At 71.5% G+C, this 26042-nt stretch carries 22 protein-coding genes and 1 pseudogene; 11 read left to right on the forward strand and 12 right to left on the reverse strand.

The window, feature by feature from the left end:
* Positions 1–1167 carry a zinc-binding alcohol dehydrogenase family protein gene (locus tag ABD466_RS26975; RefSeq protein ID WP_425558750.1) on the forward strand — a complete coding sequence of 389 codons (1167 nt, stop codon included), beginning with the start codon at positions 1–3 and terminating at the stop codon, positions 1165–1167.
* A gap of 7 nt (positions 1168–1174) precedes the next feature.
* Here the strand turns inward: ABD466_RS26975 and ABD466_RS26980 are convergent, their stop codons facing one another.
* A complete protein-coding gene (locus ABD466_RS26980; protein WP_344659982.1) occupies positions 1175–1900 on the reverse strand; it encodes an LmbU family transcriptional regulator in 726 nt (241 codons plus the stop codon).
* Positions 1901–2217: 317 nt separating this feature from the next.
* Here ABD466_RS26980 and ABD466_RS26985 point away from each other — a divergent pair, with 317 nt between their 5' ends.
* Positions 2218–4512 carry a tetratricopeptide repeat protein gene (locus ABD466_RS26985; RefSeq protein ID WP_344659983.1) on the forward strand — a complete coding sequence of 765 codons (2295 nt, stop codon included), beginning with the start codon at positions 2218–2220 and terminating at the stop codon, positions 4510–4512.
* On the opposite strand, the gene ABD466_RS26990 is transcribed toward ABD466_RS26985, so the two are convergent.
* Entirely contained in the window at positions 4509–5210 is a 702-nt protein-coding gene (locus ABD466_RS26990) for a response regulator (protein WP_344659984.1), read from the reverse strand. The genes ABD466_RS26985 and ABD466_RS26990 overlap by 4 nt on opposite strands.
* A gap of 330 nt (positions 5211–5540) precedes the next feature.
* On the opposite strand from ABD466_RS26990, the gene ABD466_RS26995 reads away from it, so the two are divergent.
* The 8 genes and pseudogenes from ABD466_RS26995 to ABD466_RS27030 all read left to right on the forward strand — a co-directional run bounded on the left by ABD466_RS26995 (position 5541) and on the right by ABD466_RS27030 (position 13657).
* The gene (locus ABD466_RS26995; protein WP_344659985.1) at positions 5541–6716 is read left to right on the forward strand and encodes a serine hydrolase domain-containing protein; all 1176 of its coding nucleotides are present in this window, start codon (positions 5541–5543) and stop codon (positions 6714–6716) included.
* Positions 6717–6802: 86 nt separating this feature from the next.
* Entirely contained in the window at positions 6803–7399 is a 597-nt protein-coding gene (locus ABD466_RS27000; protein WP_344659986.1) for a DUF1707 SHOCT-like domain-containing protein, read from the forward strand.
* A gap of 52 nt (positions 7400–7451) precedes the next feature.
* A pseudogene (locus tag ABD466_RS27005) lies at positions 7452–7683 on the forward strand (serine hydrolase); the annotation flags it as partial.
* A gap of 224 nt (positions 7684–7907) precedes the next feature.
* Positions 7908–8408: a hypothetical protein gene (locus ABD466_RS27010; RefSeq protein WP_344659987.1), complete on the forward strand. Its 501-nt coding sequence runs from the start codon at positions 7908–7910 to the stop codon at positions 8406–8408.
* A 67-nt stretch (positions 8409–8475) separates the two neighbouring features.
* Positions 8476–9312, forward strand: a complete 837-nt coding sequence (locus ABD466_RS27015) for a DUF4097 family beta strand repeat-containing protein (RefSeq protein WP_344659988.1) — start codon at positions 8476–8478, stop codon at positions 9310–9312.
* Between the two features lie 610 nt (positions 9313–9922).
* Positions 9923–11101 (forward strand): hypothetical protein, encoded by a 1179-nt coding sequence (locus ABD466_RS27020; RefSeq protein ID WP_344659989.1) that lies wholly within the window; start codon positions 9923–9925, stop codon positions 11099–11101.
* A 19-nt stretch (positions 11102–11120) separates the two neighbouring features.
* A complete protein-coding gene (locus ABD466_RS27025) occupies positions 11121–13229 on the forward strand; it encodes a tetratricopeptide repeat protein (protein ID WP_344659990.1) in 2109 nt (702 codons plus the stop codon).
* Between the two features lie 104 nt (positions 13230–13333).
* A complete protein-coding gene (locus tag ABD466_RS27030; protein WP_344659991.1) occupies positions 13334–13657 on the forward strand; it encodes a hypothetical protein in 324 nt (107 codons plus the stop codon).
* A gap of 68 nt (positions 13658–13725) precedes the next feature.
* Here ABD466_RS27030 and ABD466_RS27035 read toward each other — a convergent pair whose 3' ends face one another.
* A complete protein-coding gene (locus tag ABD466_RS27035; RefSeq protein WP_344659992.1) occupies positions 13726–14919 on the reverse strand; it encodes an acetoin utilization protein AcuC in 1194 nt (397 codons plus the stop codon).
* On the reverse strand, positions 14919–15521 hold the full coding sequence (locus ABD466_RS27040; protein WP_344659993.1) for a CBS domain-containing protein: 603 nt from the start codon (positions 15519–15521) through the stop codon (positions 14919–14921). Before ABD466_RS27040 ends, ABD466_RS27035 begins: the two co-directional genes overlap by 1 nt.
* A 62-nt stretch (positions 15522–15583) precedes the next feature.
* Here ABD466_RS27040 and ABD466_RS27045 point away from each other — a divergent pair, with 62 nt between their 5' ends.
* Positions 15584–16780 (forward strand): epoxide hydrolase family protein, encoded by a 1197-nt coding sequence (locus ABD466_RS27045; protein WP_344659994.1) that lies wholly within the window; start codon positions 15584–15586, stop codon positions 16778–16780.
* On the opposite strand, the gene ABD466_RS27050 is transcribed toward ABD466_RS27045, so the two are convergent.
* The 8 genes from ABD466_RS27050 to ABD466_RS27085 all read right to left on the reverse strand — a co-directional run.
* The gene (locus tag ABD466_RS27050) at positions 16735–17451 is read right to left on the reverse strand and encodes an SRPBCC family protein (RefSeq protein WP_344659995.1); all 717 of its coding nucleotides are present in this window, start codon (positions 17449–17451) and stop codon (positions 16735–16737) included. The two genes, ABD466_RS27045 and ABD466_RS27050, sit on opposite strands and share 46 nt — an antisense overlap.
* The gene (locus tag ABD466_RS27055) at positions 17448–18485 is read right to left on the reverse strand and encodes a zinc-dependent alcohol dehydrogenase family protein (RefSeq protein WP_344659996.1); all 1038 of its coding nucleotides are present in this window, start codon (positions 18483–18485) and stop codon (positions 17448–17450) included. Before ABD466_RS27055 ends, ABD466_RS27050 begins: the two co-directional genes overlap by 4 nt.
* A 129-nt stretch (positions 18486–18614) precedes the next feature.
* Entirely contained in the window at positions 18615–19073 is a 459-nt protein-coding gene (locus ABD466_RS27060; RefSeq protein ID WP_344659997.1) for a hemerythrin domain-containing protein, read from the reverse strand.
* A 5-nt stretch (positions 19074–19078) separates the two neighbouring features.
* Positions 19079–20305, reverse strand: a complete 1227-nt coding sequence (locus ABD466_RS27065; RefSeq protein WP_344659998.1) for an MFS transporter — start codon at positions 20303–20305, stop codon at positions 19079–19081.
* A complete protein-coding gene (gene narI / locus ABD466_RS27070) occupies positions 20302–21036 on the reverse strand; it encodes a respiratory nitrate reductase subunit gamma (protein ID WP_344659999.1) in 735 nt (244 codons plus the stop codon). Before narI ends, ABD466_RS27065 begins: the two co-directional genes overlap by 4 nt.
* Positions 21033–21647, reverse strand: a complete 615-nt coding sequence (narJ, locus tag ABD466_RS27075) for a nitrate reductase molybdenum cofactor assembly chaperone (RefSeq protein WP_344660000.1) — start codon at positions 21645–21647, stop codon at positions 21033–21035. Before narJ ends, narI begins: the two co-directional genes overlap by 4 nt.
* Positions 21644–23317, reverse strand: coding sequence for a nitrate reductase subunit beta (gene narH, locus ABD466_RS27080; protein ID WP_344660001.1), 1674 nt, complete (start codon positions 23315–23317; stop codon positions 21644–21646). The genes narJ and narH overlap by 4 nt, the downstream gene beginning before the upstream one ends.
* The coding region (locus ABD466_RS27085) for a molybdopterin-dependent oxidoreductase (protein ID WP_344660002.1) at positions 23317–26042 on the reverse strand (2726 nt) is incomplete at its 5' end. The genes ABD466_RS27085 and narH, both read right to left, overlap by 1 nt.

Below are 26042 nucleotides of genomic sequence, written 5' to 3' on the forward strand. Positions count from 1 at the left end.
ATCTACTCCCCCGATGCCTGGATCCTGCACTCCGGCGCACTGGCCGGACCGGCCGCCGGCGGCCCCGGGAGCGCCCTGTTCCGCGGCACCTTCGCCTTCGGTCCCCTGGACGAGGGCGAGGCCCTGGTCGAACCGGTCCTCGGCTCCTGGGAGGCCAACATGGACCACGCGCTGACCCGGTCGCCGATCGACGTGTGCAGCAGCCGCGGCGAGGACGCGGTGGTGCTGGGCAACCTCGGCGTGGTCCGCGTGCTCGCGGTGAACGCCCCGGGCCCGGACGTCCGTGCCCGGGAAGGCGATCTGTGCCTGCTGATGCCCTTCGGCAAGCTCGACCGCTTCGAGTACGCCGAACTCGCCTACGCCTACGACTGCCCTCACACCATCGGACTGCTGGCCAAACAGACGAAGCTGAGCGCCCGGCTGCTGCTGCCGCTCCCGGAGGGGACGGCGCACTCGCTGAACCAGTGGGCCGCCTACGGCCGCTACTTCACCGCCTGGGACAACTGGCACAAGGCCTACGGGTGCTGGCGTACGCAGGTGCCCGACGACGATCCGGCGAACCACCTGGTCTTCGGGTGGGGCGGCGGCGTGGCCTTCGCCGAACTGCTGCTGGCCAAGCGGGCCGGGTTCCGGGTGGCGATGACGGCGGGCTCCGACGCGCGCCTGGCCTTCCTGCGGGAGCACGGCATCACCGCGGTGGACCGCCGCCGCTTCCCCGACCTGTCGCTGCCCGGACGGCGCCGGCGGACCGACCCCGACTGGCACCAGCGGCGCCTGATCTCGGTCAACGGGTTCCTGGACGTCGTCAAGGAACTCAGCGACGGCTACGGCGTCGCCGTGTTCGTCGACAACATCGGCGAGCCCTTGTACGACGTCACCCTGGGCGCCCTGGCCCGCGAGGGCGTCGTCACCACGTGCGGCTGGAAGGCCGGGATGCGCCTGGCGCATCTGCGGGGAGCGGAGTCCATCGCACGGCACTTCCACGTGAACACGCACGTGTGGAGGCTGCCGGACTCCCCGCAGATCCTGGACTTCATGGAGACCGAGGGCTGGGTCGCCCCCGTGGGCTCAGACGTGGTCTACGACTTCGACCGCGTCCCCGAGCTGGCCGACGACTACGCGAGCGGCGCGATCGGGTCCTACTTCCCGCTCTATCGCGTGAACTGACACCCGGTCAGCCACCTTCCGTCGCCTGCGCCCGGTGAGCGGAGGGCGGGCCGTCGTTTGAGGAACAGTTGAGGAAGACCGCGGCGGCCCGGTCGAGCGCCGCCACGACCCAGCTCTCGAAGTCGTGGCCGGCCTCGTCCGCGGCCCGGCGCCAGGTCGTGAGCTGGTCGTGGACGACTTCGATCTTCGGCAGCCGGAAGGTCCCGCCGGCCGCCCCCGCCCCGCGTGCGGCGGCCGGGCGGGGCGGCCGGGCGGCCTTGCCCCGCACCCGCTCCCGCAGCTGCTTGGTGGTCCAGTCCTGCTGCTCGGCCTGGTCCAGCAGCTTCTCCCGCACCTCCTTGGGCAGCGACACCACCTCCGCGTGGTGCTGGAAGGTCAGCTGGGCGCGGCGTTCGGCGGGCGCGAACCGGCGGGCGACCCAGGCGTAGTTCCGCAGGGTCTGGTAGCTCAGCCCGGCCGCCCGGATCGCCTGCTGGTAGCTGTCGACGTACCGCTCCTTGCCGAAGATCAGCCAGTCCCCCAGCCACCAGGCCGACGAGTCGATGACCCCGTTGAGCTGTTTGCCCACCCGCTCCCACGCGTCGTAACTCAGCTCCCTGGGGATCTGCAGGCTGACCCCGGTCAGCGTCACCCCGTTGCCGGTGTCGGCCTCGGCGGCGCCCCGGGACAGCCGGTCGAGCGACGACCGCCTGGGCGCGACCGTTTTGTCGTTAACATCGTTAAGGTTACCCATGGCGACAGTGCTCCAGATCCATAATTTTCCCCCCGGTCATGGCGAGTTGCACTGAATATTTGGCTATGAAGATATATACGGTACCCGCCGTCGGCGGACGATTTGGGAGAACAAGGGTTATCATCGAAGCCTGATAACGCCTGAGGGTAGGCGTTTCCCGTTGACTCTTACCGCGGGAAACCCCGATGGTCCGGTCGCATCCGGCCTTCTCCCTGTTAAGCACACCGCTTACGGCGTGAAACCCCTTAGTTGCACCAAGCAGGTGGATTTCGACTAGCCTCCGTCTCTGTATTGACAGCCACCGTGGAGGCTCCCACATGTCACCAAGGCCTGACTTCGGCCATAGACTTCGTACCCTGCGAAACGCAAGAGGGCTGTCGTTGTCCGAGCTCGCGGACGTGCTCCACTACAGCAAGGGCTACCTCTCCAAGGTCGAGAACGGCGTCAAACCCCCGACCCAAGAGTTCGCCCTCCGATGTGAACAGGTGCTCAACGCCGACGGGGAGCTGTTCCGGAAGGGCACGGCCGAGCCCGTCGCGGGGGTGCGGCGCACCACACCCCCCCGGCCCCCCGGCACCCGGACCGCGGCCGCCCCCATCGTGCCCCGCCAGCTGCCGCCGGCCGGCGGGACGTTCGTCGGCCGGGGCGCCGAACTGGCCCTGCTGAACCAGCTCGCGGACACCGCCCCGACGGCCTCCGGTGCGGTCCCCCTCGCCGCGATCACGGGCACGGCCGGCATCGGCAAGACCGCCCTCGCCCTGCACTGGGCCCACAGCCAGGCGGCCCGGTATCCGGACGGCCAGCTCTACATGAACCTGCGCGGCCTCGACCCCTCCGGCCCGGCGGTCTCCCCCGCCGACGCGATCCGCAGCTTCCTCGCCGCGCTCGGCGTCCCGGACTCACACATCCCCCCCGACAGCGACGCCCGCGAGGCCCTGTATCGCAGCATCCTGGCCGACCGGCGGGTGCTGGTGGTCCTGGACGACGCGCGCAACGCCGAGCACGCCCGCCCCCTCGTCCCGGCCGGCACCGGCTGCCTGGTCCTGGTCACCAGCCGGGACCGGCTGTACGGCCTGGTGACCGGCCTCGGCGCCCGGCCGGTGTCACTCGGCCTGTTCTCCTACACCGACGCGCACGAACTGCTGGTCCGCCGCCTCGGGGCGAAGTGCGTCCACGCCGAGCCGCACACCGCCGAGGAGCTCATCGAGCTGTGCGCGGGGTTACCGCTGGCGGTCAACATCGCCGCGGCGCGCGCCGTCGCGCAGCCCTCGATGACGCTGGTGGAGCAGGTGCGCGGAATGCGCAGCGCGCGCCGCCGGCTGGACGCACTGGACCTGGGCGAGGCGACGGCCGACGCGCGCACCGCGTTCTCGTGGTCGTACCGGCTGCTCGACGGGTCGACCGCGCGGCTGTTCCGGATGCAGGCGATGAACCCGGGGCCCGAGGTGTCCCTGGCCGCGGCCGCGAGCCTCACCGCGACCACGGCGCAGGAGGCTCGGCGGGACCTCGACGAGCTGGTGCGCACCCACCTGCTGACACCGTGCGGCCCGAACCGCTGGACGTGCCACGACCTCCTGCGCGTCTACGCGCAGGAGCAGGCGCGGGAGAACCCTGCGGAGAAACGGCTCGCCCGGGCCCGGGCCCTGGACCACTATCTGTTCTCCGCACAGAACGCCGCAGCCTGCCTGAGCCCGCAGAACGCGAGCATCGTGACCAGGTCACCGCGCGACGGGGTGGTGCCGGAACGCTTCGCGGACCAGGCCGAGGCGTCAGCGTGGTTCGAGGCCGAGTACACGACCCTGACCGCCGCGGTCTCCCTCGCCGCCGACGTTCCATCCTCCCCCTACGCCTGGCAGCTGGCCCGCCTGCTGCTGACGTTCCAGGACCGCACCAGCCGCTGGCACGACCTCGCCGAGGTGCAGCGGGTGGCACTGACCGCGGCCACCGAGGCCGCCGACGGCCCGGGCATGGCCTCAGCCCACCGTGGCCTGGCCCGCGCGGCCCTGCGCACCCGCCGCTTCGAAGCCTGCCGCACCCACCTCGCCCGCGCCATGGACCTGGCCCACGAGCTCGACGACCGGATGTCCGAAGCGGCCGTCCGCCACGAGCTGAGCGTGGTCCACGAGCAGGAGGGCGACTTCGCCCTGGCGCTGGCGGAGGCCAGGCGGGCACTGGAGATCTTCGAGTCGGCGGGCACCGGGACCGGCATCGCGAACGGACTGAGCACCGTGGGCTGGTTCCAGGCCATGACCGGCGACCACACCGGAGCGCTGGAGTCGTGTCTCAGGGCCCTGGACCTGCACAGCGACCTCACTGATACGTGGGGCGCGGCTGATACCTGGGACAGCCTCGGCTACGTCCACCACTGCCTGGCCGACCATGACGCGGCGGTGGCGGCGTTCCAGCGGGCCGTCAATCTGTTCCGGACCAGTGGCGACCGGTACTACGAGGCCGGGTCGCTGGTGCGGCTCGGCCAGTCGCATGATGCGGCGGGGCGGCGGGATGAGGCGTTGCGGGCGTGGGGGTCGGCGTTGGGGTTGTTGAAGGCGCTTCGGCATCCTGATGCCGACAGGGTCAGGGCGCTGATCACACCAACCACCAACCACCCCTAGCCCGACGCCCCCGGAACAAACCGATAGCCAGTCCCGTACTCAGTGATCAGATGCACCGGATGCTGCGGGTCCGCCTCCAGCTTGCGCCGCAACCGAGCCATGTGAAAGCGCAGATGACCGGTATCGGCCGACCCCTTCTGGCCCCACACGTCAGTCAGCAGTCGATTGGTCGTGACCAACTGGTTCGGATGCCGCAGCAGCAACTCCAGCAGCGCCCACTCCGTCCGCGTCAGTCGCACGCTGCCCTCGTCCCGCGTCACCGTGCGCAGCGACAGGTCGACCGTGGTCGGGCCGATGACGAACTGCGCGCTTGCCGGTGTTCCGGCCTCGGCCGTGAACTCGCGGCGCCGGAGGACCGCCCGCAGACGGGCCAGGAGTTCCTCCATCGCGAAGGGCTTGGTCATGTAGTCGTCGGCTCCGGCGTCCAGGACTCGGACCTTCTCGGTCTGTTCGGAGCGGCCGGACAGGACCACGATCGGTAGGTCGGTCCAGCCGCGTAGGCCCACGATGACGTCGAGGCCGTCCATGTCGGGGAGGCCCAGGTCCAGGAGGACGAGGTCGGGTTGCCGGCGGGCGGCGGCCGCGAGGGCGTCGACGCCCCGTTCGGCCGTCTCGACCTCGTAGGCGCGGGCCTTCAGGTTGATGCGCAGGGCTCGCAGGATCTGTGGCTCGTCGTCCACGACGAGAATGTGCGTCACAGGCGCCGTCGCCTTCCGTCCGGGGGCTTGCTTCGTTCCAGTGAAACCGCTGTCACACGCTGCGACCGGGGTCGCTCGCGAGATGCAAACGCGGTCCTCGGCGATGCAAACATCCTGCCTGCGAGATGTGCGTCACCGCTCCACCGCCCGCCGCACCGCGGCTGTCGATCTCGCCCCGAAAGCCGGGATCGCAGAACACGACCGGGCAGAACGAGCTCAAGGCGTTTGCGTCGCGTGAGGATTCCGCCCGTTCGCGGCGGCCACCGGCCGTCACCTTCCGTGTCAGCGTCGTGACAGCCCGGCGTCAGCGGGGTTGGAGACCATGCGGTCATGTTCAGCTCATTAATGGAGACACGGCCCTTCCGGCGGGCGGCCGTCACGGCGGTGGCGGCGGCCTTGCTGACGGGGACGAGCACGCCCGCCCCGGCGGCGGAGCCCGATCGCCCCGTCTTGCGGGCAGCGATGCAGCAGATGGTCGATGCCGGGCTGACCGGAGTGCAGATGCGCGTTCACGACCGGCACGGCGACTGGGCCGGCAGCGCCGGGGCGAGCCGGCTCGGCGGCTCCGCGAAGCCCGCGGTCGACGAACGGTTCCGGATCGGCAGCACGACCAAGACCTTCACCGCGACCGTGGTGCTGCAACTGGCGGCGAGCCGGCGGATCGCCCTGGACGCCCCGGCAGCCGGGTATCTGCCACGACTGGGGCTGGACCGGCGGATCACCGTGCGAATGCTGCTCCAGCACACCAGCGGGTTGGTCAACTTCACCGGCGATGCCTATGCCGACGGGGTGACAGTGTCCGGGATCCCCTGGTCCGGCAAGAGGTGGGTCGACAACCGGTTCCATACATATCGGCCAGCCGACCTGGTGCACTTCGCGTCGTCCAGGCCGCTGAAGTTCGCGCCGGGGACGGACTGGAGCTATTCGAACACGAACTACGTCGTGCTCAGGCTGCTGATCGAGAAGGTCACCGGTCACTCGTATGCTTATGAGATCCGGCAGCGCATCCTGCGGCCGCTCAAGCTGCGCCACACGGTCGTCCCCGGCACCTCGCCCGAGGTCCCCGGCCCGCACGCCCACAGCTACTACCGTTACCAGGACGCCGGGCGGTGGAGGACAGTCGACGTCACCCGGCAGAACCCCTCCTGGATCTCCAGCGCCGGCGAGATGATCTCGACCACCGCGGACCTCCGCACGTTCTTCGCCGCGCTCCTCGGCGGGAAGCTGGTTCCGGCTCCGCTGCTGCACGAGATGCAGAAGCCGCACGCCACGATCGATCCGACCATGTCCTATGGCCTGGGGTTGCAGATGCAGCGCCTGCCCTGCGGTGTCACCGTCCTGTTCCACGACGGCGACGTCCAGGGGGCCGGGACCCTGATGTACAGCACGCCGGATGGCAAGACGACCATGGAAGCCGCGGTGAACTACGTCGACGGCGTCGACGCGCCGCTGGGCGTCTACCGACAACAGATGCACAAGCTCGTCGACGCAGTGTTCTGCAGCTGATCAGGCAAGATCCTCGGGTGACGCGAATTGCGATATAACGTGAGGGTCGGTGGTACGGCACCACCGCGCCCGACCGAGGAGGCCGCATGCCGGACAACCCGCCGAACTCCCCCGCGTTGCGGGCGTCCGACGCGGACCGCGACCGCACCATCGACGTGCTGCGGACCGCGGTCGCGGACGGGCGGCTCCTCCCGGCCGAGTTCGACGAGCGGGTGGACGCGGCGCTGGCGGCCCGCACCCATGGCGCGCTCGCCGAACTCACCGCGGATCTGGGGGCGGCACCCGCCGTCAGCGCGACCGCGCTGGTGGTTCCGCGGGGTGGGCCGCCTGTGGAGAAGCTGACCATCAAGGAGAAGTGGAGCTCGGTCCAGCGCGACGGCCACTGGACGCTGCCGGAGCGGCTGGTGGTGCGCACGGCCTGGTCCGGAGTGGTCCTCGACCTGACCGACACCGTGCGGACCGGCCCGGAGCTGGTCATCGAGCTGAAGGTCCGCGGCGGGTCGGTGGAGCTGGTTCTGGCGCCGGGCATGGTGGTGGACGCAAATGGGCTGTCCGCGCGGTTCTCCGGTGTGGACATCGCCCGGGACGGCGGCGGCGACACACCCCAGATCCTGTCCATCCATCTGGTGGGCCGGATCAAGCACGGGTCGGTCTCAGCCCGTTGGCAGGCACCGCGCGGGTGACGACGTCCCGTCCCGCCCCGGGGCGAATACGCGGCAGTTGTCCGTCAGATGGGGGACGACGCGCCGCGAAGGCGGCGCGCCGATGCGCCGGGACACGATCTTCCGGATGGCCTCGACGTCGGAGCCGGTACTGGACGACACCGTGCCGGCGTGCCGGCCGATCACCGTGCGGGACGTGCTGACCTCCACGGCCTCGGCATGGACATGACCGTGACCGGCACCCCGATCATGGCGGCGGTCTTCGAGCAGGGCATCACCCCAACCTGCCGACGCCGATGCCCGAGATCGGCAGGCCGCCGTGGAGCTGATGACGACCGACCGGCTCCCGCCGGAGCAGCAGGCGGCCCGCGACGTCATGGCCCGCAAGAACGTCCACATCTCGTTCGGCCGGGGACAGCACGGCGGCAGGCCCCGGAGGACCGCACCAGCCTCTTTGGCGCCATCACGCAACGCCACAATGGCGCCATTCAACATTGACTTGGCGCCACTATGGCGTCATTCTGGAGACATGGACCTCACGCCGTACGTCGACGGACTCCGCGAAGAACTCCTCGCCGCCGCCGAACCGGGCGAGCCCACGGCGCTGGCCGAGCGCCTGGCCGCCTCGGTCGCGGCCGCCACGCGGCTGACCATGCTCGACGTGCTGTCCGCGGCCATGGACGAGGTCAGCGCGGGGCTGGCCCCGGGGTCGGTCCACGTCCGGCTCAGCGGCCGGAACCCGGTCTTCGTGGTCATCCGCGCCGAGGGCGACGAGGACGGCGCCGGCCAGCCGGTCTCCGACCGGAAACCCGCGCCGCCGGCCCCGGCGTCCGCCGGCCAGGACGGCCCGGTGTCGCGGATCAACTTCCGGCCGCCGGAGCAGCTGAAACAGCGCATCGAGGCGGCCGCCGGCCAGGAGGGGTTGTCGACCAACACCTGGCTGGTCCGCGTGGTCGCCGCCGTCCTCGACGGCGACCCGGCGGCCCGGACCGGACGCAGAAGCGAGCACTTCACCGGCTGGGTCGGCTGAGCATTCAGCCGCCCCGGCGCCGTCACCGGCCACCCGTCCGCCACATCGCAAGACAGGGAGATTCTCCATGCCCACGTTCCCCACTCTCGCCCCGATCACCGCCAAGCTGACCGTCGGCGGCGCCCGGGTCCGGGTCATCGCGAGCGACCGCTCGGACACGGTCGTGCGGGTCGAACCGATCGACGCCGCGAACAAGACGGACCAGAAGGTCGTCGAGAACACCAAGGTCGACTTCTTCGCCGGTGAACTGTCCGTCGAGACCAAGAAGGCCGGCGGCAGGGACGGCTCCGTCGCCATCACCGTCGAGCTGCCGACGGGCTCCGACCTCGTGTTCCAGATCGCCAAGTCGGACGTGCGCGCCGAGGGCGTGTTCGGGGACTGCGACCTGCAGATGGCCTCCGGCCAGGTCCGCCTCGATCGCGTCGCCGCCCTGCGCGCCCGCCTCGCCTCCGGCGACGTCGAGGTCGCCCACGTCGCCGGCCCCTCCACCGTCGACGGCGCCACCGCCGACCTGCGCTTCGCCGAACTCGACGGCACGCTCACCTATGAGGGCGCCAACGGCAAGGTCTGGATCGGCCACGCGCGCGCCTCCGTCACCCTCAGCGGCGCCAGCGGCAGCTTCACCATCGACCGCGCCGACGCCGACGTCACCGCCAAGGCCGCCGCCTGCCCGATCCGCATCGGCCGCCTCACCCGCGGCACGACCGAGCTGATGAACGCCTCCCACGGCATCGAGATCGGCATCGCCGAGGGCACCGCCGCCTGGGTCGACGCCAAGAGCACCAAGGGCTCGGTCCGCAGCACCCTGCCGCCCCAGGAGAACCCCGAGGAGTTCGCCGAGCAGGTCAAGGTCTACGCCCGCACGCGGCTGGACGACATCGTCATCCAGCGCGCAACTGTCTGAGGCGGTACTGAAGCCCTCCAGTGACGGTGACGCCGATCCGAACGTCGGGGAAAGCTCCAGTTGCGGCCGGAATCCGGCCACCCGGCCCGTCGATCGTCGCGATCGGCGGGCCGCGCCCGCTCGAGGGGGCCTCGCGGCACGCTGGAGCGCGCCGGGCGCCGGCGAATCCGGTCCCCGGCCGGGCGACCGGCTCAGAGCCCTTATGGCGGTAAGCCGAGGACTCGGTGGCGACAAATCTTTGATCAGATCCTTGAGCCAAGTGGCGAAGTCAGCGCCTTGGTCCAGACCACCCCGGCCGACGCGCCGATCGTCACCCAGCGTGATCCGGCTGCCACGGAATCCATTGACGGGTTCTGATTCGCTCGTCATGTTGTGTCTTGGCCTGCCGCCCGGCCGGTCCCCAGCCACAACAGCAGGAGGTCCCATGAAGTCCACCGCCCAGATGAAGAAGATCACGGTGCGCCGGACCGGAGACATCCGCCTCACCTCCGCCGCTTGCGCCTGCCCGTACACCGTCAACGCGTAGGTCGGCGTGACCGGGGTGCGCCGGGAGGCCGGCGCACCCCGGTGCCGTAGCTCGCTTGCTCGCACCGACGAAGGAGACGAGGCGTTGAGCGGTACGGTTCTCCTGATCCACTCCCTGAGCTACGTCGCCGACGGCGACGAAGTGGTGGTCGGCCGGGTGGACACCGGCTCCTACGCCGCACTGCCCGCCGACGGCGCCGAGCTGCTCAAGCGGATCGCCGCCGGGATGGCCCTCGACGAGGCCGCCCAGTGGTACGAGGACACCTTCCACGAGCAGGTCGACGTCGACGACTTCGTGGAGACCCTGCGTGAGCTCGGGTTCGTCCGCGACGAGGCGGACGGCGCGGACGGGACGCCCGCCGCCGCGCCGCCGGTCCGCTTCCAGCGCCTGGGCCGGGTGCTGCTGTCCCCCGTCGCCTGGGTCTGTTACGCCGCGGTCTTCGCCGCGTGGCTGGCCGTCGCCGCGCGCCACTCCGCGCTCCGCCCGGCGCCGCACCAGATCTTCTTCACCCGCTCGCTGATCCTGGTCCAGCTGGTGATCACGCTGGCGCAGGTGCCGCTCATCCTCGCCCACGAGGAGTTCCACATCCTCGCCGGCCGCCGCCTCGGCCTGCCGACCCGGCTGCGGCTGAGCAACCGGCTGACCTACATCGTCGCCGAGACCCAGATCAACGGTCTGCTGAGCGTGCCGCGCCGCAAGCGCTACCTGCCGTTCCTGGCCGGGATGGGCTGCGACGTCGTCGTCTTCTCGGGCCTGGGCCTGGTCGCCGCGGCCACCCGCCACGCCGACGGTTCGTTCCCGCTCACCGGCCGCGTCTGCCTGGCGCTGGCGTTCACCGTCGCGGTGCGCTTCGCCTGGCAGTTCCAGCTGTACCTGCGCACCGACCTGTACTACGTCTTCGCGACCGCGCTGAACTGCCACGACCTGCACGACGCGTCCAAGGCCCTGCTCAAGAACCGCGTCCGGCGCGCGCTCGGCCGCCGCGAGCGGCTCGTCGACGAGGAGCGGTGGACCGCCCGCGACCGCGCCGTCGGCCGGTTCTACGGGCCCTTCATCGTCTTCGGCGTCGGTACGTTCATCGCGCTCACCGCGCTGGTGAGCGTCCCCGTCGGCTGGAAGTACTTCGACATCGCCGGACATGCCGTCACCTCCGGGCACGTCGACGGCCACTTCTGGGACGGGGCGGTGTCCCTGCTGTTCAACGTCACGCAGATCATGGCCCTGGTCCTGCTCTCGCGGAGCAAGCGGCGCACCCTCACCTAAGAGCAAGGAGTGCAGTGAGATGGCCAGCCACACCAGAGTCATCGGAGCCGTCCCGGCCGACCGGAGGCGGGCGGCCGTGGCCGCGGCGGACGACGGCCCGGCCGGCGCCGTCGTGGCCCTGTGCCATCGGAATCGGCGCGGTCCCTACACCGGGGTCGACACGGTGCTGCGGGCGGTGCTGCCCGACGCCGCGGACCGGTGGCCGGACCTGGTCGAACAGCACCGGGTCGAGCTCCTCTACGGCATGCCCGAGCTGGAGGACCTGATCGGTCCCGCTCCGCGGACGCTCGCCTCGGAAGCGCCGTTCATGGAGCGGACCCGGTTCTACGGGTCCTCGATGATCCGCTGCATGAGCCAGGGGGTCGTGTCGTTCCTCGTCGAGTACGCGACCGCGCTCCACGCGGCGGGGAAGGCGATGCCGGTTCTGGTCTTCGACGAGATCGAGGCGGCCGAGGCGACCACCCAGGAGTTCGTCGCGCTGCTGATCCGCCGTGCCGATCCGGACGTGCTGCGCGTGGTCGCCTCCGGATCCGGCGGGCCGTTGCCCGCGGAGTTGGAGGCGATGCTCGATGCGCGCGCGGTCACCGTCACCGCCGGACCGCCCCGCTCGGCCGCCGCGACGGGGTCTCCCGCGCACGCCACCGAGGCCGAACTGGTCGAGGCGTTCGTGGCCGGCGACGGGACCAGCGAGGATCCGGAGGAGATCCGGGCGTATCAGCAGGCCGATCCCGGTGTCGTCGCCGCGCTGCACGACCGCCGGGCCGACGAACTGGCGTCGAAGGCGACCTGGAGCACGCGGATCGGCGCGCTCGCCTACCACCGCGAGCACGGCAGTGATCCGGCGGGCGCCGGGCGGCTGGCGCTCCTGGACGCTCAGCGCTGCGGGGTCGCCGCCGGATTCTCAGCCCTCGTGGTCGACCTGGGGCACCGCGGCCGGGCGGTGACCGACCCGGTGCGCGACGAGCACGACTTCTGGGAGTTCACGTACCAGGCCGCGGCCGCCTGCGTCCCGCTGAACCTGCTGGACGAGTCGCTGGAGCTGTACCTGGACCTGCTGCGCCGGTACTCCACGCCCAAGGTCCACATGACCTGCCACTACTCGATCGCGATGCTCTACACCCGCTTCTTCCAGCCGCGCGACCACGAGGCGGCGGTGCGCTGGCAGAACACCGCCATCGCCATCGCCGGCCTGCTGCCCGATCCGGGCGAGGAGTTGACGTTCAGCGTCTTCCAGGCCAACGGCATGGCCCTGATCCAGATGCACCGCGGCAACCTGGCCGGGGCGCTGGAGCTGGTCGAGGGCGGGATCGCCCGCCTCGACGCGCACCTCGCCCCCGACCAGTGGGTGCTGCACCGCTCGCAGCTGCTGTACAACCGGGCCCGGCTGCTGGTGGCGATGGGGCGGTCGGACGAGGCGTTCGAGGACTACACCACGCTGATCGGCCTCGACCCCTACTACACCGACTACCTTTCCGAGCGGGCACGGATCTTCCGCATGCGCGGCGACTTCGCGGCCGCGCTGGCCGACTACGACCGCGCGGTCGAGCTGGCGCCGCCCTACCCGGAGCTGTTCTACAACCGGGGGACGGCCCGGCAGGAGGCCGGGGACCTGGACGGCGCGCTGGCCGACTTCGACTTCGTGCTGGCGATGGAGCCGGACGACATCGACACCCGGCTGACCAGGGCCGACGTCCGCCTCGGGCGGGGTGACCTGGACGCGGCCGAGGCCGACGTGGAAGCCGGGCTCGCCCTGCGGCCGGGGGACCCGCGCCTGCTGTGCATGCGGGGCACCATCCTGCTCCAGCGGGAGCTCCTCGACGAGGCGGTCGCGGCCCTGGACGCGGCGTTGGCGGCCGACCCGAAGTACCCCGCCGCCCTGGTCAACCGCGCTGTCGCGGCCTACCAGCAGGACCGTTTCGAGGCCGCCGTGGCCGATCTGACCGCCACCTTGGCCATCGTCGGCGAGGACCCGGACGTCCTGCTGAACCGCGGCATCGCCCACCGCGCCGCCGGCCGGCCGGCCCTGGCCCTGGCCGACTTCGACCGGGCGCTCACGCTCCCCGACGCCGACCTCGACGAACTCCGCCGCGAACGCGGCCGGACCCTCGTCGAGGCCGGCGACCGGTAGTCCGGATGGCGCACCCGAACAGCGCGGGCGGGGCGCCCGCCCCTTCGACTGGAAGGACTCGACTACCCTGGCGCGCCCCGGGGCGCGCAGCGAGAGGAAAAGCCATGTCCGTGTTCATGACGATGCAGCTCGCCGGGGACCCGCAGGGCCTGCGGAAGTACGCCCAGGACTACCCCGAGAAGATGCGCGACATCCTCGAGGCGGCGAAGCGCCACGGCCTGATCGCCCACCGCTTCTACGGCTCCGAGGACGGCACCGCCATCCTGGTGCTCGACGAGTGGCCCGAGCGGCAGAACTTCGAGGCCTTCTTCCAGGAGCAGGAGGCCACGCTCCGCCCGATGTTCGAAGTCGCGAACGCGACGGGCCAGCCGAGTCCCGTGTTCTGGCACGAACTCCAGACCAACGACGCCTACGGTTGGGGCGCGTGAGGCTGGAAGGTTCTCGCGGGCGGGCGCGGATCGGGAGATCCACGCCCGCCTTCCGTGTCCGGGGAGTGTCAGTAGACCGACAGGTCCAGCCCGTGCCAGGGGAACACCGCGCGCCGCGTCGCGATGACCGCCCGGTCCACCGGGTCGGCGGGGTCGTAGCCGCTGTCCCATGAGCGGGGCTTCGGGTCGTGGCCGTCGGTCATGGTCGCGATCGGGTCCCGGCCGGTGCGGGCGCGGGCGTAGGCCAGCCACTCCCCCGGGACCGGCGTGGCCGGCGCGAGGGGGCGTTCGGACGCTTCGGCCAGCAGATGGGTCCAGGTCCGCGGGACGACGTCCACGAGCTCGTATCCTCCGCCGCCGAGGGCGAGCCAGCGGCCGGACGCGTGCTCGTGGGCCAGGCGGTGCAGGCGCTCGATCGCGTTCCGCTGGCCGTCGACGGTCAGCCGCAGGTGCGCCAGCGGGTCCAGCACGTGGGTGTCGCAGCCGTGCTGGGTGACGAGCACTTCGGGGGCGAACGCGGCGAGCAGTTGCGGCACCACCGCGTCGAAGGCCCGCAGCCACGCCTCGTCGCCGGTGCCGGCGGGCAGCGCCACGTTCACCGCGTAGCCCTCGGCGCCGCCGCCGCCGACGTCCTCCGGCAGGCCGGTGCCGGGGAACAAGGTCCGGGGGCTTTCGTGCAGGCTGATCGTCAGGACTCGGGGATCGTCCCAGAACGCGGCCTGGACCCCGTCGCCGTGGTGGACGTCGACGTCGACGTACGCGACCCGGCGCGCGCCCTCGGCGAGCAGCCAGGCGATGGCCACCGCGGGGTCGTTGAAGACGCAGAACCCTGAGGCGTGGGACGGCATCGCGTGGTGCAGCCCGCCGGCGAGGTTGACGGCGTGCGCCGACGCTCCGGTCCAGACCCGCCGCGCGGCCTCGACCGACGCGCCGACGACCCGCGCCGCCGCCTCGTACATGCCGCCGAAGTACGGGTTGTCCTCGGTCCCGAACCCGTAGCGGACCCGCTCGGCGTGGCCGGTCTCCGCGGAGGCCCTGACCACGTCGACGTACGCGGCGTGGTGGACGAGGCGCAGCAGCACGTCGTCGGCGGTGGGGACCGGCACCGTCGCCACGTCGTCGTGGTCGAAGACACCGAGGTGCCGGGCCAGCCGCATGGCGAGGTCGACGCGCACCGGAGCGAGCGGATGGCCGGGGCCGAAGTCGTAGTCCAGCAGCCGGTCGTCCCACGGCACCGTCAACGAGGCCTTCGCCTGCTCCATCACGTCTCCTTGTGTTCGGTGGTGCGAGTGATCTCCAGGTCGACCCGCGTGACTCCGGCGATCCGGCGCAGCGCCTCCTCCAGCGCCGGGGTCGCGGCCAGATCGCTGACCCGCCCGCACAGCCACACCTTCCCATGCGAGACCGTCAGGGCGACCAGTTCCACGTCGGCGGCGGCCACGGCGCCCACCACCTCGCGGCGGATCGCGGTGTCGGCGGGCAGCAGGGCGGCCAGCAGGTCGCGGCGGCTGATGATGCCGATCAGGCGCCGCCGCCGGTCGACCACGGGCAGCCGGCCGATGCCGTGGGCGGCCAGGGCGCGCCGGGCCTTGTGGAGCGGGGCGTCGGCCTCGACGACGATCGGGGGGACGGTCATGAGCTGCGCGGCGGCGGTCGCGGTGGCGGCCCGCAGGACCACGTCCGACTCCGCGATGACGCCGACGACGTGGCGTCCGGCGTCCACGACCGGCACGGCGCCGACCTTGTGCTCGGTGAGCACGTGCGCGACGTCCTCGACCGGGGTCTCGGGGGCGACGGCCAGCACCGGCGTGGTCATCGCGTCGCGGACGCGGCGCTCGTCCGGCGTCGTGCTGCCCGTGGTCATACCTCCACGATGAGGACCGACACGACCGGCGCAACAGGGTCTTTGGTCCTAAAATGCCGTCCATGTCGGCCGCCCCGTCCCGCCCTGAGCCCTTCGCTCCGCGTGCCTCCTCCGCGGAGCTGAGCGACCTGCGCACCCGCCTGCACGCGACCCGCTGGCCGGACGCCCCCGAGGACGCCGGGTGGTCGCTGGGGACCGACCTGTCCTTCCTGCGGGAGCTGGTGGCCTACTGGGCCGACGGCTTCAACTGGCCGGCGCAGGAGGCGAGGCTCGCGCGCCTTCCGCGGTTCCGGGTCGGGCTCAGGGGTCTGGGAATCCACTTCGTCCACGCCCGGGCGGTCGCGCCGGCCGGGCCGGTGCTGCCGTTGCTCCTCGGGCACGGCTGGCCGGACTCGTTCTGGCGCTACACGAAGGTGATCCCGCTGCTGGCCGATCCCGGGGCGCACGGCGCCGACCCGGCCGACGCCTTCGACGTGGTCGTGCCCGACATGCCGGGCTACGGATACTCCGACCGGCCCCGGGGCGCGCCGCTGGACTCCATCGCGGTCGCCGGGCTGTGGGCCGAGCTGATGAGCGTCCTCGGCTACGACCGGTTCGGGGCCGCCGGCGGGGACATCGGCAGCCACGTCAGCCGCTACCTGGGACTCGACCACCCGGACCGGGTGGTGGCCGTGCACCGCACCGACGCGGGCGTGCCGATCCACACCGGCGACCCGGCCGACCTGACTCCGGAGGAGCGGGCCTGGCTGGCGGACGGCGCCGCGTGGGCCGTGGCCGAGGGCGCGTACGCCGCGATGCACCGCAGCAAGCCGCAGACCGCGGCGTTCGGGCTCACCGACTCCCCCGCCGGCCTCGCGGCGTGGATCGTCGAGAAGCTGCGCGCGTGGAGCGACTGCGACGGCGAGGTCGAGCGCCGCTTCACCCACGACGAGATCCTGACGAACGTCATGATCTACTGGCTCACCGGCACCATCGGCTCCTCGATGCGCATGTACCGGGCCAACAGCCTGATCCCTCTGGCCCAGCATGCCCGCCGGGTAGAGGTGCCCTCGGGTTTCGCCCTGTTCCCCAGGGACCTGCTGCGCCCGCCGCGCGCGTGGCTGGAGCGCACCGCGAACGTGGTGCGCGTGACCGAGCCGCCGCGCGGCGGGCATTTCGCAGCGTTCGAGGAACCCGAGCTCTACGCCGCCGAGCTGCGCGAGTTCTTCCGGCCCTACCGGGCGGCGGGAGCGGTGGGAGCGGTGGCGGCAGCGGACTGAGCAATGTGCTCGGCGCCTTCGTCGCGCCGGTACAGCCGTTCGGCCCGCTCCTTGACGCCCAGGAGCATCTTCCGCTCCATGACCAGGCTCCCGGGCTCCATCAGATACATCGACAGAGCCCTGGTCACCAGTCCGGTCCTCGGGTCCTGGATCCGGTTGCGGCTGACCAGCCGGGTCATGGCCGGACCCTCCGGATACAGGCCGAAGGACCAGACCCAGGCGCCGTCGTCGGAGAACAGCACCATGGCCCGTTCGGGCTCGAGGATCTCCACCCGCATCCGCAGCTTGTCGCCCAGCGCGATCACGTCGCCGACGGCAAGGTCCTGCAGCTCCGGGAGGATCTCGTCGGCGCTGTGCATGTTCAGGCCGAACAGGTTCTCGACCCAGTCGTAGGTGTAGGCGCCCGCGCGCCCGGGACCCATCTGCACGAGCCATGGCCAGATCGCCGAAGCCGGGGCGGCGACGCCGACCGCCCGGGTCGAGACGACCGGTGCCGCGGGCAGCAGGTCGTCGCCGGGCATCTCCAGCGCGGCCTCCTCGGGACGGGCGCCCCAGGTGAGGCAGCGTTCCCGCCAGGCCAGCGGGTAGGCGACGGCGACCGCCGCCAGCGCGGCGAGTCCTGCGAGTCCTGCGAACCCCGCGCCGGCTCCGATTCCCCTGCGAGCGTTCACCGGCTCAGCACCACCTTGAGCGCCCCGGTGTCCGCCGCGTCGCCGAACACGCGGTACGCCTCTTCGAACGCGCTGAGCGGGAAGCGGTGTGTGACCATCTGCGAGACGTCGAGCTGCCCGGCTTCGAGCATCCGCAGCAGCGTGGCCGTGGACGAGGTGTCGACCAGGCCGGTGGTGATCGTGACGTCCTTGATCCACAGGTCTTCCAGGTGCAGGATGGCCGGCTTGCCGTGCACGCCGATGTTGGCCACGTGCCCGCCGGGGCGCACCAGCATCGTGCACAGCTCGAACGCCGCGGGCGTGCCGACGGCCTCGATCACCACGTCCGCCCCGAGGCCGCCGGTCAGCGCCCGTACGACCTCCAGCGGGTCACCGTCCGGCGTCACCCCGGCGTGGGCGCCGAACCGCTTGGCCGCCTCCAGCCGGGCCTGCGCCGGGTCCACCGCGATGACGTGCGAGGGCGAGTACAGCCGCGCGGTCAGGATCGCGGCCAGCCCGATCGGGCCGGCGCCGACCACGACGACCGTGTCGCCGGGCCGGACCCGTCCGTTGAGCACCCCGACCTCGTAGGACGTCGGCAGGATGTCGGCCAGCAGCACCGCGGCCTCGTCGCTGACGGTGTTCGGGAGGCGGTGGCAGGACAGGTCGGCGAACGGCAGCCGCGCGTACTCGGCCTGCACGCCGTTGACGGTGTGCCCCAGGATCCAGCCTCCGCCGCCGAGGCACTGGCCGTAGGACCCGGTCCGGCAGTAGCGGCAGGTGCCGCACGCCGAGATGCAGGAGGCCAGCACCCGGTCGCCGGGGCTGAGGGCGGTGACGCCGGAGCCGACGTCCACGACGGTGCCGACGGCTTCGTGGCCCAGGATCGTCCCGGGCGCGACCTCGGGGACGTCGCCCTTGAGGATGTGCAGGTCGGTCCCGCAGATCGTGACGGCGTCGACCCGGATGATCGCGTCCCGCGGATCGGCGACGGTCGGGTCGGCCGCCTCGGTCCAGGCCTTGCTGCCGGGACCGCCGTAGACGAGGGCCTTCATTTCTGCCTCCACTAGCCGAGTAGCCGAACGGGTCGGAGGTACTCCTCCATCTTCAGCCTCGTACGGAGCCGTCGGCCGCCGTAGTGCCGCCCGGCCCGGGGGCGCAGGGCCGAAAGTCCTGGCCCCCGGCTATCCCACCCGGGGGTGGGCCGCCGCCCACGCCCGCATCGCCCGGTCCCACTGCTCACCGGACAACGCGGTCAGCGATGCGGGGAACAGCCCGTCCTCTTCTTTGGCGATGTGGTGGTACAACTCCTCCATCGCTTCGACGACCCGGGCGCGATCAGCAGGCTGTTCGAGGTCCGCCCCGGCGAGCAGGTCCCGGAGCTCCCGGTGTTCCCGCACGAGGGCGTCGATGTACTCGCGGTAGCCCTCGTCGGCGCGCATCACGTCGAAGAGCCCTGTCTCCTCGCCGAGCCAGTGACTCCGCAGCTTCTCGGCGACCTCCCGGACCAGGTGCCGGGCCCGGTCCAGGTCCCCCGCCCCGAGAGCGGCGGTGAGGGCGGCGCCGAGATCGGTGACGTCTTCGTGTTCGGCGATGAGGTCGGCGATCAGCGGGATCTCACGGCATCCGCAGTAGAAGCACACGCCGTTCAGCCTTCCGCGGTCCGTGTCACGCGCATGCGCGCCACGCCGTAGACCATCGCGGCCAGGGCCAGGTCCGCCAGCAGCATCAAGCCGATCGAGTAGCTGTGCTTGGCCCCGTAGACCGCGCCCATGACCAGCGGCGGCACGAACCCGCCGAGGCCGCCGACGGCCCCGACGATGCCCGTCACGCTGCCCACCTGGGCCTGCGGCGAGGCCTGGGCGACCAGCGCGAACACCGCGCCGGCCGTGGTGCCCAGCGCCGCGGCGATCCCCAGCAGGGAGACGGTCGCCCCCGGACTCAGCGCCGGGTCGAAGGCCTGGACGACGGCGAGGACCGCGACGAGGGCGAACCCTCCCGCGGCCACCAGTGCCGGGGCCACGCGGTCGGACAGCCAGCCGCCGATCGGGCGGAAGAGCACCGCCAGCAGCGCGAAGCCGGCCGCCTTGGTGCCGGCGTCGGTCTGGCTGAGGTGGTAGAGGTTCTTCAAATAGGTCGGGAGGTAGACGCCGAAGGCGACGATCCCGCCGAAGCCGACCGCGTACAGGGCGCTGAGTTCCCAGGTCACACGCAGTCGCCCGGCGGCGCGCAGCCGGCGGACCAGCGGCTCGGCCGGGACCGGCCGGCCGGGGCGGTCGCCGACCAGCAGCAGCGCCAGCAGGCCGTAGGCGGCGAGCAGGCCGGCGACGAGCAGGAACGGGAAGTCGAGCCCGTGCGCCTTGCTCAAGCGCGGGGTGGAGTACGCCGACAGCGCGGTGCCGCCCATCCCCATCCCGAACACGCCGATCGCCATGCCGCGCTTGGCCGCCGGGAACCAGGAGTTGACCAGCGGCACCCCGATGGCGAAGGTGGTGCCGCCCAGGCCCAGCAGAAAGCCCACGGCCAGCAGCGCCGGCAGCGAGTGCTTCGCCGGGATCAGCAGCAGCACCGGGATGATCGTCAGGAAGCTGACCAGCGGGAACATGGTCCGGGCGCCGAGCTTGTCGGTGAGGGCGCCGACCGGGACGCGGCCGAGCGCGCCGACCAGCACCGGCACCGCGACCAGCAGCGACTGGGCGGCCGAGCTCAGGTGGAGGTCCTTGCCGAAGGTCGGACCGAGCGGGCCGATGAGGTTCCAGGCCCAGAAGTTGATCGTGAACCCGAGGGTGGCCATGGCCAGGTTGCGCCAGGCGGCCGCCGGTATGGAAGCCGGTTCCGCGCCCGACGCGGCCGGTCTCTGGGCGGTGGCGGTCATCCGACTCGCTCCCATCCGCGCCGCGGGGCCCGCGGACCGAGGGTCTTGGGGTCACGGCTGCGATAGACGATGTAAGGACGGAACAGGTAGCCGACCGGCGCGCTGAACGCGTGCACGAGCCGGGAGAACGGGAACAGCGCGAACAGCGCGAAGGCGATCAGGATGTGCGCCTGGAACACGCCGGGCGTCTTCTCCATCAGGTCGACGTCCGGGTGCAGGTAGAACAGGCTCCGCAGCCAGGGCGAGACGGTCTGCCGGTAGTTGTGGTCGAGCGAGGCGGCGTTGGTGAGCGTCGCGATCAGCCCGGCGGCGATCGCGCCGCCGAGGAAGACGTACATCAGCTTGTCGTTGCGCGTGGTGGCCAGGAAGACCGGGCCGGTGGTGCGGCGCCGGTAGACGAGCAGGGCGATCCCGGCGAGGGTCGCCGCGCCGGCCGCGCTGCCGGTGACCAGGGCGACCAGGTGATAGGTGTGGTCGCTGACGCCCGCGGCGTCGGTCCAGGACTGCGGGATGAGCAGTCCGCCGATGTGCCCGAGGATGACGAACAGCAGCCCGAAGTGGAACAGCGGGCTGGCGATCCGCAGCAGGCGGGACTCGTAGAGCTGCGAGGAACGCGTGGTCCAGCCGAATTTGTCGTACCGGTAGCGCCAGATCGTGCCGACGATCACGACGGCCAGCACCGCGTAGGGCAGCGCGCCCCACAGCAGGATCCGGGTGGTCGAGGTGTTCATCGGCCGGCCTCCATGAGATGGGCGGGATAAGCGTCGAGCCCGACGAGTTCCAGAAGCGGGCGTTCCGGTTCGCGGGACTCGGCCGGCCGGGGCGGCGGCAGGGTCGTGCGAACGGCTTCGAGGACGTGGGCGTAGGGCGTCCGGGCCGCGGTCAGCGCCTCGTGCAAGGCACAGACGCCGGCGTGGTGGCGGGCCAGCAACTCCTCCCCCGCGTCGCGGGCCGCGGCGTCGTCCAGGGCGCTGAACTCCAGGACGGCGGGAAGGTGGTCGGGCAGGTCGTCGCCGTCGAACCGCCAGCCGGCGGCCCGGTAGGCGTCCTTGAACGCCAGCAGCGCCATACCGCGCCGACGGGTGTCCCCGTCCGACCACCAGGTCAGGTTCAGGCTGCGGCGGTTCCGCAGGTCGAACACCGTGACGTAGTGCGCGGCCAGCTCCAGCTCGGGGGTGGTCCGTGCGTACTCGACGAACGACCGCAGCTGCTCGGCGCCCGGAGCGGCGCCCGTCTCCGCCAGCGCCTCGGCGATGATCGGGAGGACGCTCCGCACTTTGTCGTCGGGATAGCGAAGGCACCAGGACGCAGCCTGGCGCACGACACGTATGTGGTCGTTCATCGTCCGTCGTCCTTCGTCTGTGTGGGGAACAGCCCGTCGGGACGTCCGTTGCCGTCCCAGTTGAGGAGGTTGACCCGGCCGCGCAGCCCCGAAGTGTCGGCCGGTGCGTCGGACGCACCGCGCTCGCGCAGGGCGTGGAAGTTCTCCACGGCGACCGGGACGCTGCGGCCCGAGGTCTCGCCGAACGGCCCGGACCCGCCGGGCATCTCGTCGAAGTCGACCGAGCAGCCGCTGGTGGCGGCCTCCTCCAGTCGTCGCGCGTCGGCCACGGCCGCGGTCGGGATCACGTACCGGTCCTGATACTTGGCGATCGCCAGCAACCGGTACATGGCCTCCATCTCGGCGCCGCTCAGCCCGACGGTCCGGGCGATCGACTCGTCCTTCTCCTCGCCGAGGTTGATCCGGCGCATGTAGGACCGCATCGCCGCCAGCCGGCGCAGCACCGAGTCGACCGGGACCGTGTCGCCCGCGGTGAACAGCTCCGCGAGGTACTCCACGGGGATCCGGAGCGACTCGATGGCCCCGAACAGGTTGTCGGCGTCCTCGCCGTCGTGGCCGGTGTCGGCCAGCGCGTCGACGACCGGCGACAGCGGCGGGATGTACCAGACCATCGGCATGGTCCGGTACTCCGGGTGCAGCGGCAGGGCGACCTGGTACTTGGCGATCAGGTCGTAGACCGGCGACTTCTTCGCCGCCTCGATCCAATCGAAGGGGATCCCGGCCCGCTCCGCCTCGGCGGCCACCGCCGGATCATGCGGATCGAGGAACACGCCCATCTGGGCCGCGTACAGGTCCCGGTCGTTCGGCACGGAGGCAGCTTCGGTGACCTTGTCCGCGTCGTAGAGCATCACGCCGAGATACCGCAGCCGCCCGACGCAGGTCTCCGAGCACACGGTGGGCAGGCCGACCTCCACTCGCGGGTAGCACATGGTGCACTTCTCGGCCTTGCCGGTCTTGTGGTTGAAGTAGACCTTCTTATAAGGACAACCGGTCACACACATGCGCCAGCCGCGGCACTGGTCCTGGTCGACCAGCACGATGCCGTCCTCGGCGCGCTTGTACATGGCACCGGACGGGCAGGAGGCGACGCACGCGGGGTTGAGGCAGTGCTCGCAGATCCGCGGCAGGTAGAACATGAACGCCTGCTCGAACTCGTACGTGACCTTGTCCCCGATCTCGGCGCGGAGTTTGGCCGCGATGGGGTCGTCGTCGCCGTGCTGCGGCATGCCGCCGAGGTTGTCGTCCCAGTTCGCCGACCAGGTGATCTCCATCGGCTTGCCGGAGATGAGCGAACGCGGACGCGCCACCGGGATGTCGTCGCCGAGGGGGGCGTCGGTGAGGTTGCGGTAGTCGTAGGTCCAGGGCTCGTAGTAGTCACCGATCCCCGGAAGCTGGGGGTTGGAGAAGATCCGGGACAGCTTCCGCCACCGGCCGCCGGCGCGCAGGGTCAGCTTGCCCCGCCGGTTCAGCGTCCAGCCGCCGGCCCACCGCTCCTGGTCCTCATACCGCCGCGGGTAACCCTGGCCGGGACGGGTCTCCACGTTGTTGAACCAGGCGTACTCCACGCCGCCGCGGTTGGTCCACGCCTGCTTGCATGTCACCGAGCAGGTGTGGCAGCCGATGCACTTGTCGAGGTTCATCACCATCGCGATCTGCGCCATGACCCGCATCAGTAGGTCACCTCCTCGGTCCGCTTGCGGATCACGGTCACCTCGTCGCGCTGGTTGCCCGTCGGGCCGAGGTAGTTGAACGCCCACGTCAGCTGCGCGTAGCCGCCGATCAGGTGCGAGGGCTTGAGGATCACCCGGGTCAGGGAGTTGTGGATGCCGCCGCGCTTCTTCGTGGTCTGCGTCTTGGGTACGCCCACGGTGCGGTCCTGGGCGTGGTGCATATAGACGGTGCCGGTCGGCATGCGGTGCGAGACCACGGCGCGCGCCGCGACCACACCGTTGCGGTTGACCGCCTCGATCCAGTCGTTGTCGGCGACGCCGATCGCGGCCGCGTCGGCCGGGCTGATCCAGATCAGCTGGCCGCCTCGGGACAGCGAGAGCATGAACAGGTTGTCCTGGTACTCGGAGTGGATGGACCACTTGTTGTGCGGTGTCAGGTATCTGACGGTCACCTCGCGGTGGCCGTCGGGCCCGATGCGGGGCTCGCCGAACAGGCGGTTCATGTCCAGCGGCGGTTTGTACACCGGCAGCGCTTCGCCGGTCTCGTGCATCCAGTCGTGGTCGAGGAAGAAGTGCTGGCGGCCGGTGAGGGTGTGCCAGGGCTTGAGGTGTTCGGTGTTGAGGGTGAAGGCGGTGTAACGGCGCCCTCCGGCCTCGCTGCCGGACCACTCCGGGGAGGTGATGACCGGGACCGGCGCCGCCTGGGTGTCGGCGAACCGGATCTGCTTGCCCTCGTGTTCGGCCGCCAAGTGGGCCATCTCCTGGCCGGTGCGCTGTTCCAGGGTGTGGAACCCGGCGGTGGCCAGGCGGCCGTTGGTGGTCCCGGAGAACAGCAGGATCGCCTCGGCCGCCTTGATGTCGGTCTCCAGCGACGGCCGCCCGGCGGCGGGGCCGCCGGCCACCGTGCCGTTGAGCGCGCCGAGCTGGGCGACCTCGGGCGCGACCTGGAAGGTGATGCCCTTCACCGGCAGGCCCAGCCGGTCGGCCAGCGGGCCCAACGCGGCCATCTTGGCGCCGATCGCGGTGTAGTCGCGTTCGACGACGGTCAGGTTCGGCAGCGTGCGTCCGGGAACGGGTTCGCACTCGCCGCGCCGCCAGTCCAGGACCACGCCGCCGGGCTGCGCGATCTCGCCGGGGGTGTCGTGCTGCAGGGCCGTGGCCACGACGTCGCGGCGGACGTCCAGGTGCCCGGCGGCGAGCTCCGAGAGGCGCTGGGCGATGGCGTGGAAGGCCTGGAAGTCGGTGCGGGCCTGCCACGGCGGGTCGACGGCGGCGGTGAAGGCGTGGACGTAGGGGTGCATGTCGGTGGTCGAGAGGTCGTGCTTCTCGTACCAGGTCGCGGCCGGGAGGACGACGTCCGACATGAGGGTGGTGGACGTCATGCGGAAGTCGAGCGACAGGAGCAGGTCGAGCTTCCCCTCGGGGGCTTGCTCGTGCCAGGCGACGTCGCGGGGGCGGCTTCCCTCCGGGGCTTCGGAGGCGCGCAGCGAGGAGTCGGTGCCGAGCAGGTGGCGGGCGAAGTACTCGGCGCCCTTGGCCGAGGAGCCGAGGAGGTTGGAGCGCCAGACGGTCAGGACCCGGGGCCAGTTCTCGGGGGCGTCGGGGTCCTCGCAGGCGAATCCGAGCCGGCCGGCCTTGAGCTCGTCGACGACGTGGGTCGCGACGTCCTTGTCCGCGGCCTCGGCCTCGTCGGCCAGCTCCAGCGGGTTGCGGTCGAAGGTGGGGTAGGACGGCATCCAGCCCAGGCGCGCCGAGGCCGCCAGACAGTCCGCACCGGTCATCCCGGTGAAGCGGCCCTCGCCGAGCGGGGAAGCGAGCACGTCGGCGGCGAACCCGTCGTAGCGCCACTGGTCGGTGTGGAGGTACCAGTACGCCGTGCCGATCATCTGGCGCGGGGGACGCGACCAGTCGTTGGCGGAGGCGAGCATCGCCCAGCCGGTCGAGGGGCGGCACTTCTCTTGCCCGACGTAGTGGGCCCAGCCGCCGCCGTTGCGGCCCTGGCAGCCGGTCATCGTCAGCAGAGCGAGAAACGAGCGGTACATGGTCTCGGAGTGGAACCAGTGGTTGGTGCCGGCGCCCATCAGGATCATGCAGCGGCCGCGGGACTTCTCGGCGGTCCTGGCGAACTCGCGGGCGATCTTCACGGCGCGCGCCGCCGGGACGGAGGTGTTCTCCTCCTGCCAGGCCGGGGTGCCGGGCTGGGCGGCGTCGTCGTAGCCGGTGGGCCAGGTGCCGGGCAGCGCCAGGTCGGGACGGCCGACGCCGTACTGCGCGAGCATGAGGTCGAACACGGTCGTGACCAGCGGGCCGCCTTCAGTGAGGCGGGTGGCGGGGACGCCGCGGCGCAGGACGTCGCCGCGGCCTTGGCCGTGGTCGCCGCCGTCGGTGTCGAAGCGGGGCAGGAGGACTTCGACGCCTTCGACGCCTTCGACGCCTGCGGAACCGGGCCGGTCGGCTATCGACAGCAGCGGGTCGACGCCGGCGAGGTCCAGGTTCCACTTGCCCGCGCCCGAGTCCGTCCAGCGGTAGCCGAGCGAGCCGTTGGGGACGGTGGGCGTGCCGTCCGCGTCGAGCAGGACGGTCTTCCAGTCGGCGCCTTCGGTCTGGTCGGCGAGGTCGGCGGCGCGCACGAAGCGGTCGGGGACGTACGCGCCGTCGCGGTCCTTGAGCGTCACCAGGAACGGCAGGTCGGTGAACTGTTTGACGTAGGTGTCGAAGAACTCGG

The sequence above is a fragment of the Catenulispora subtropica genome, assembly GCF_039531675.1.
Lineage (GTDB): Bacteria > Actinomycetota > Actinomycetes > Streptomycetales > Catenulisporaceae > Catenulispora > Catenulispora subtropica.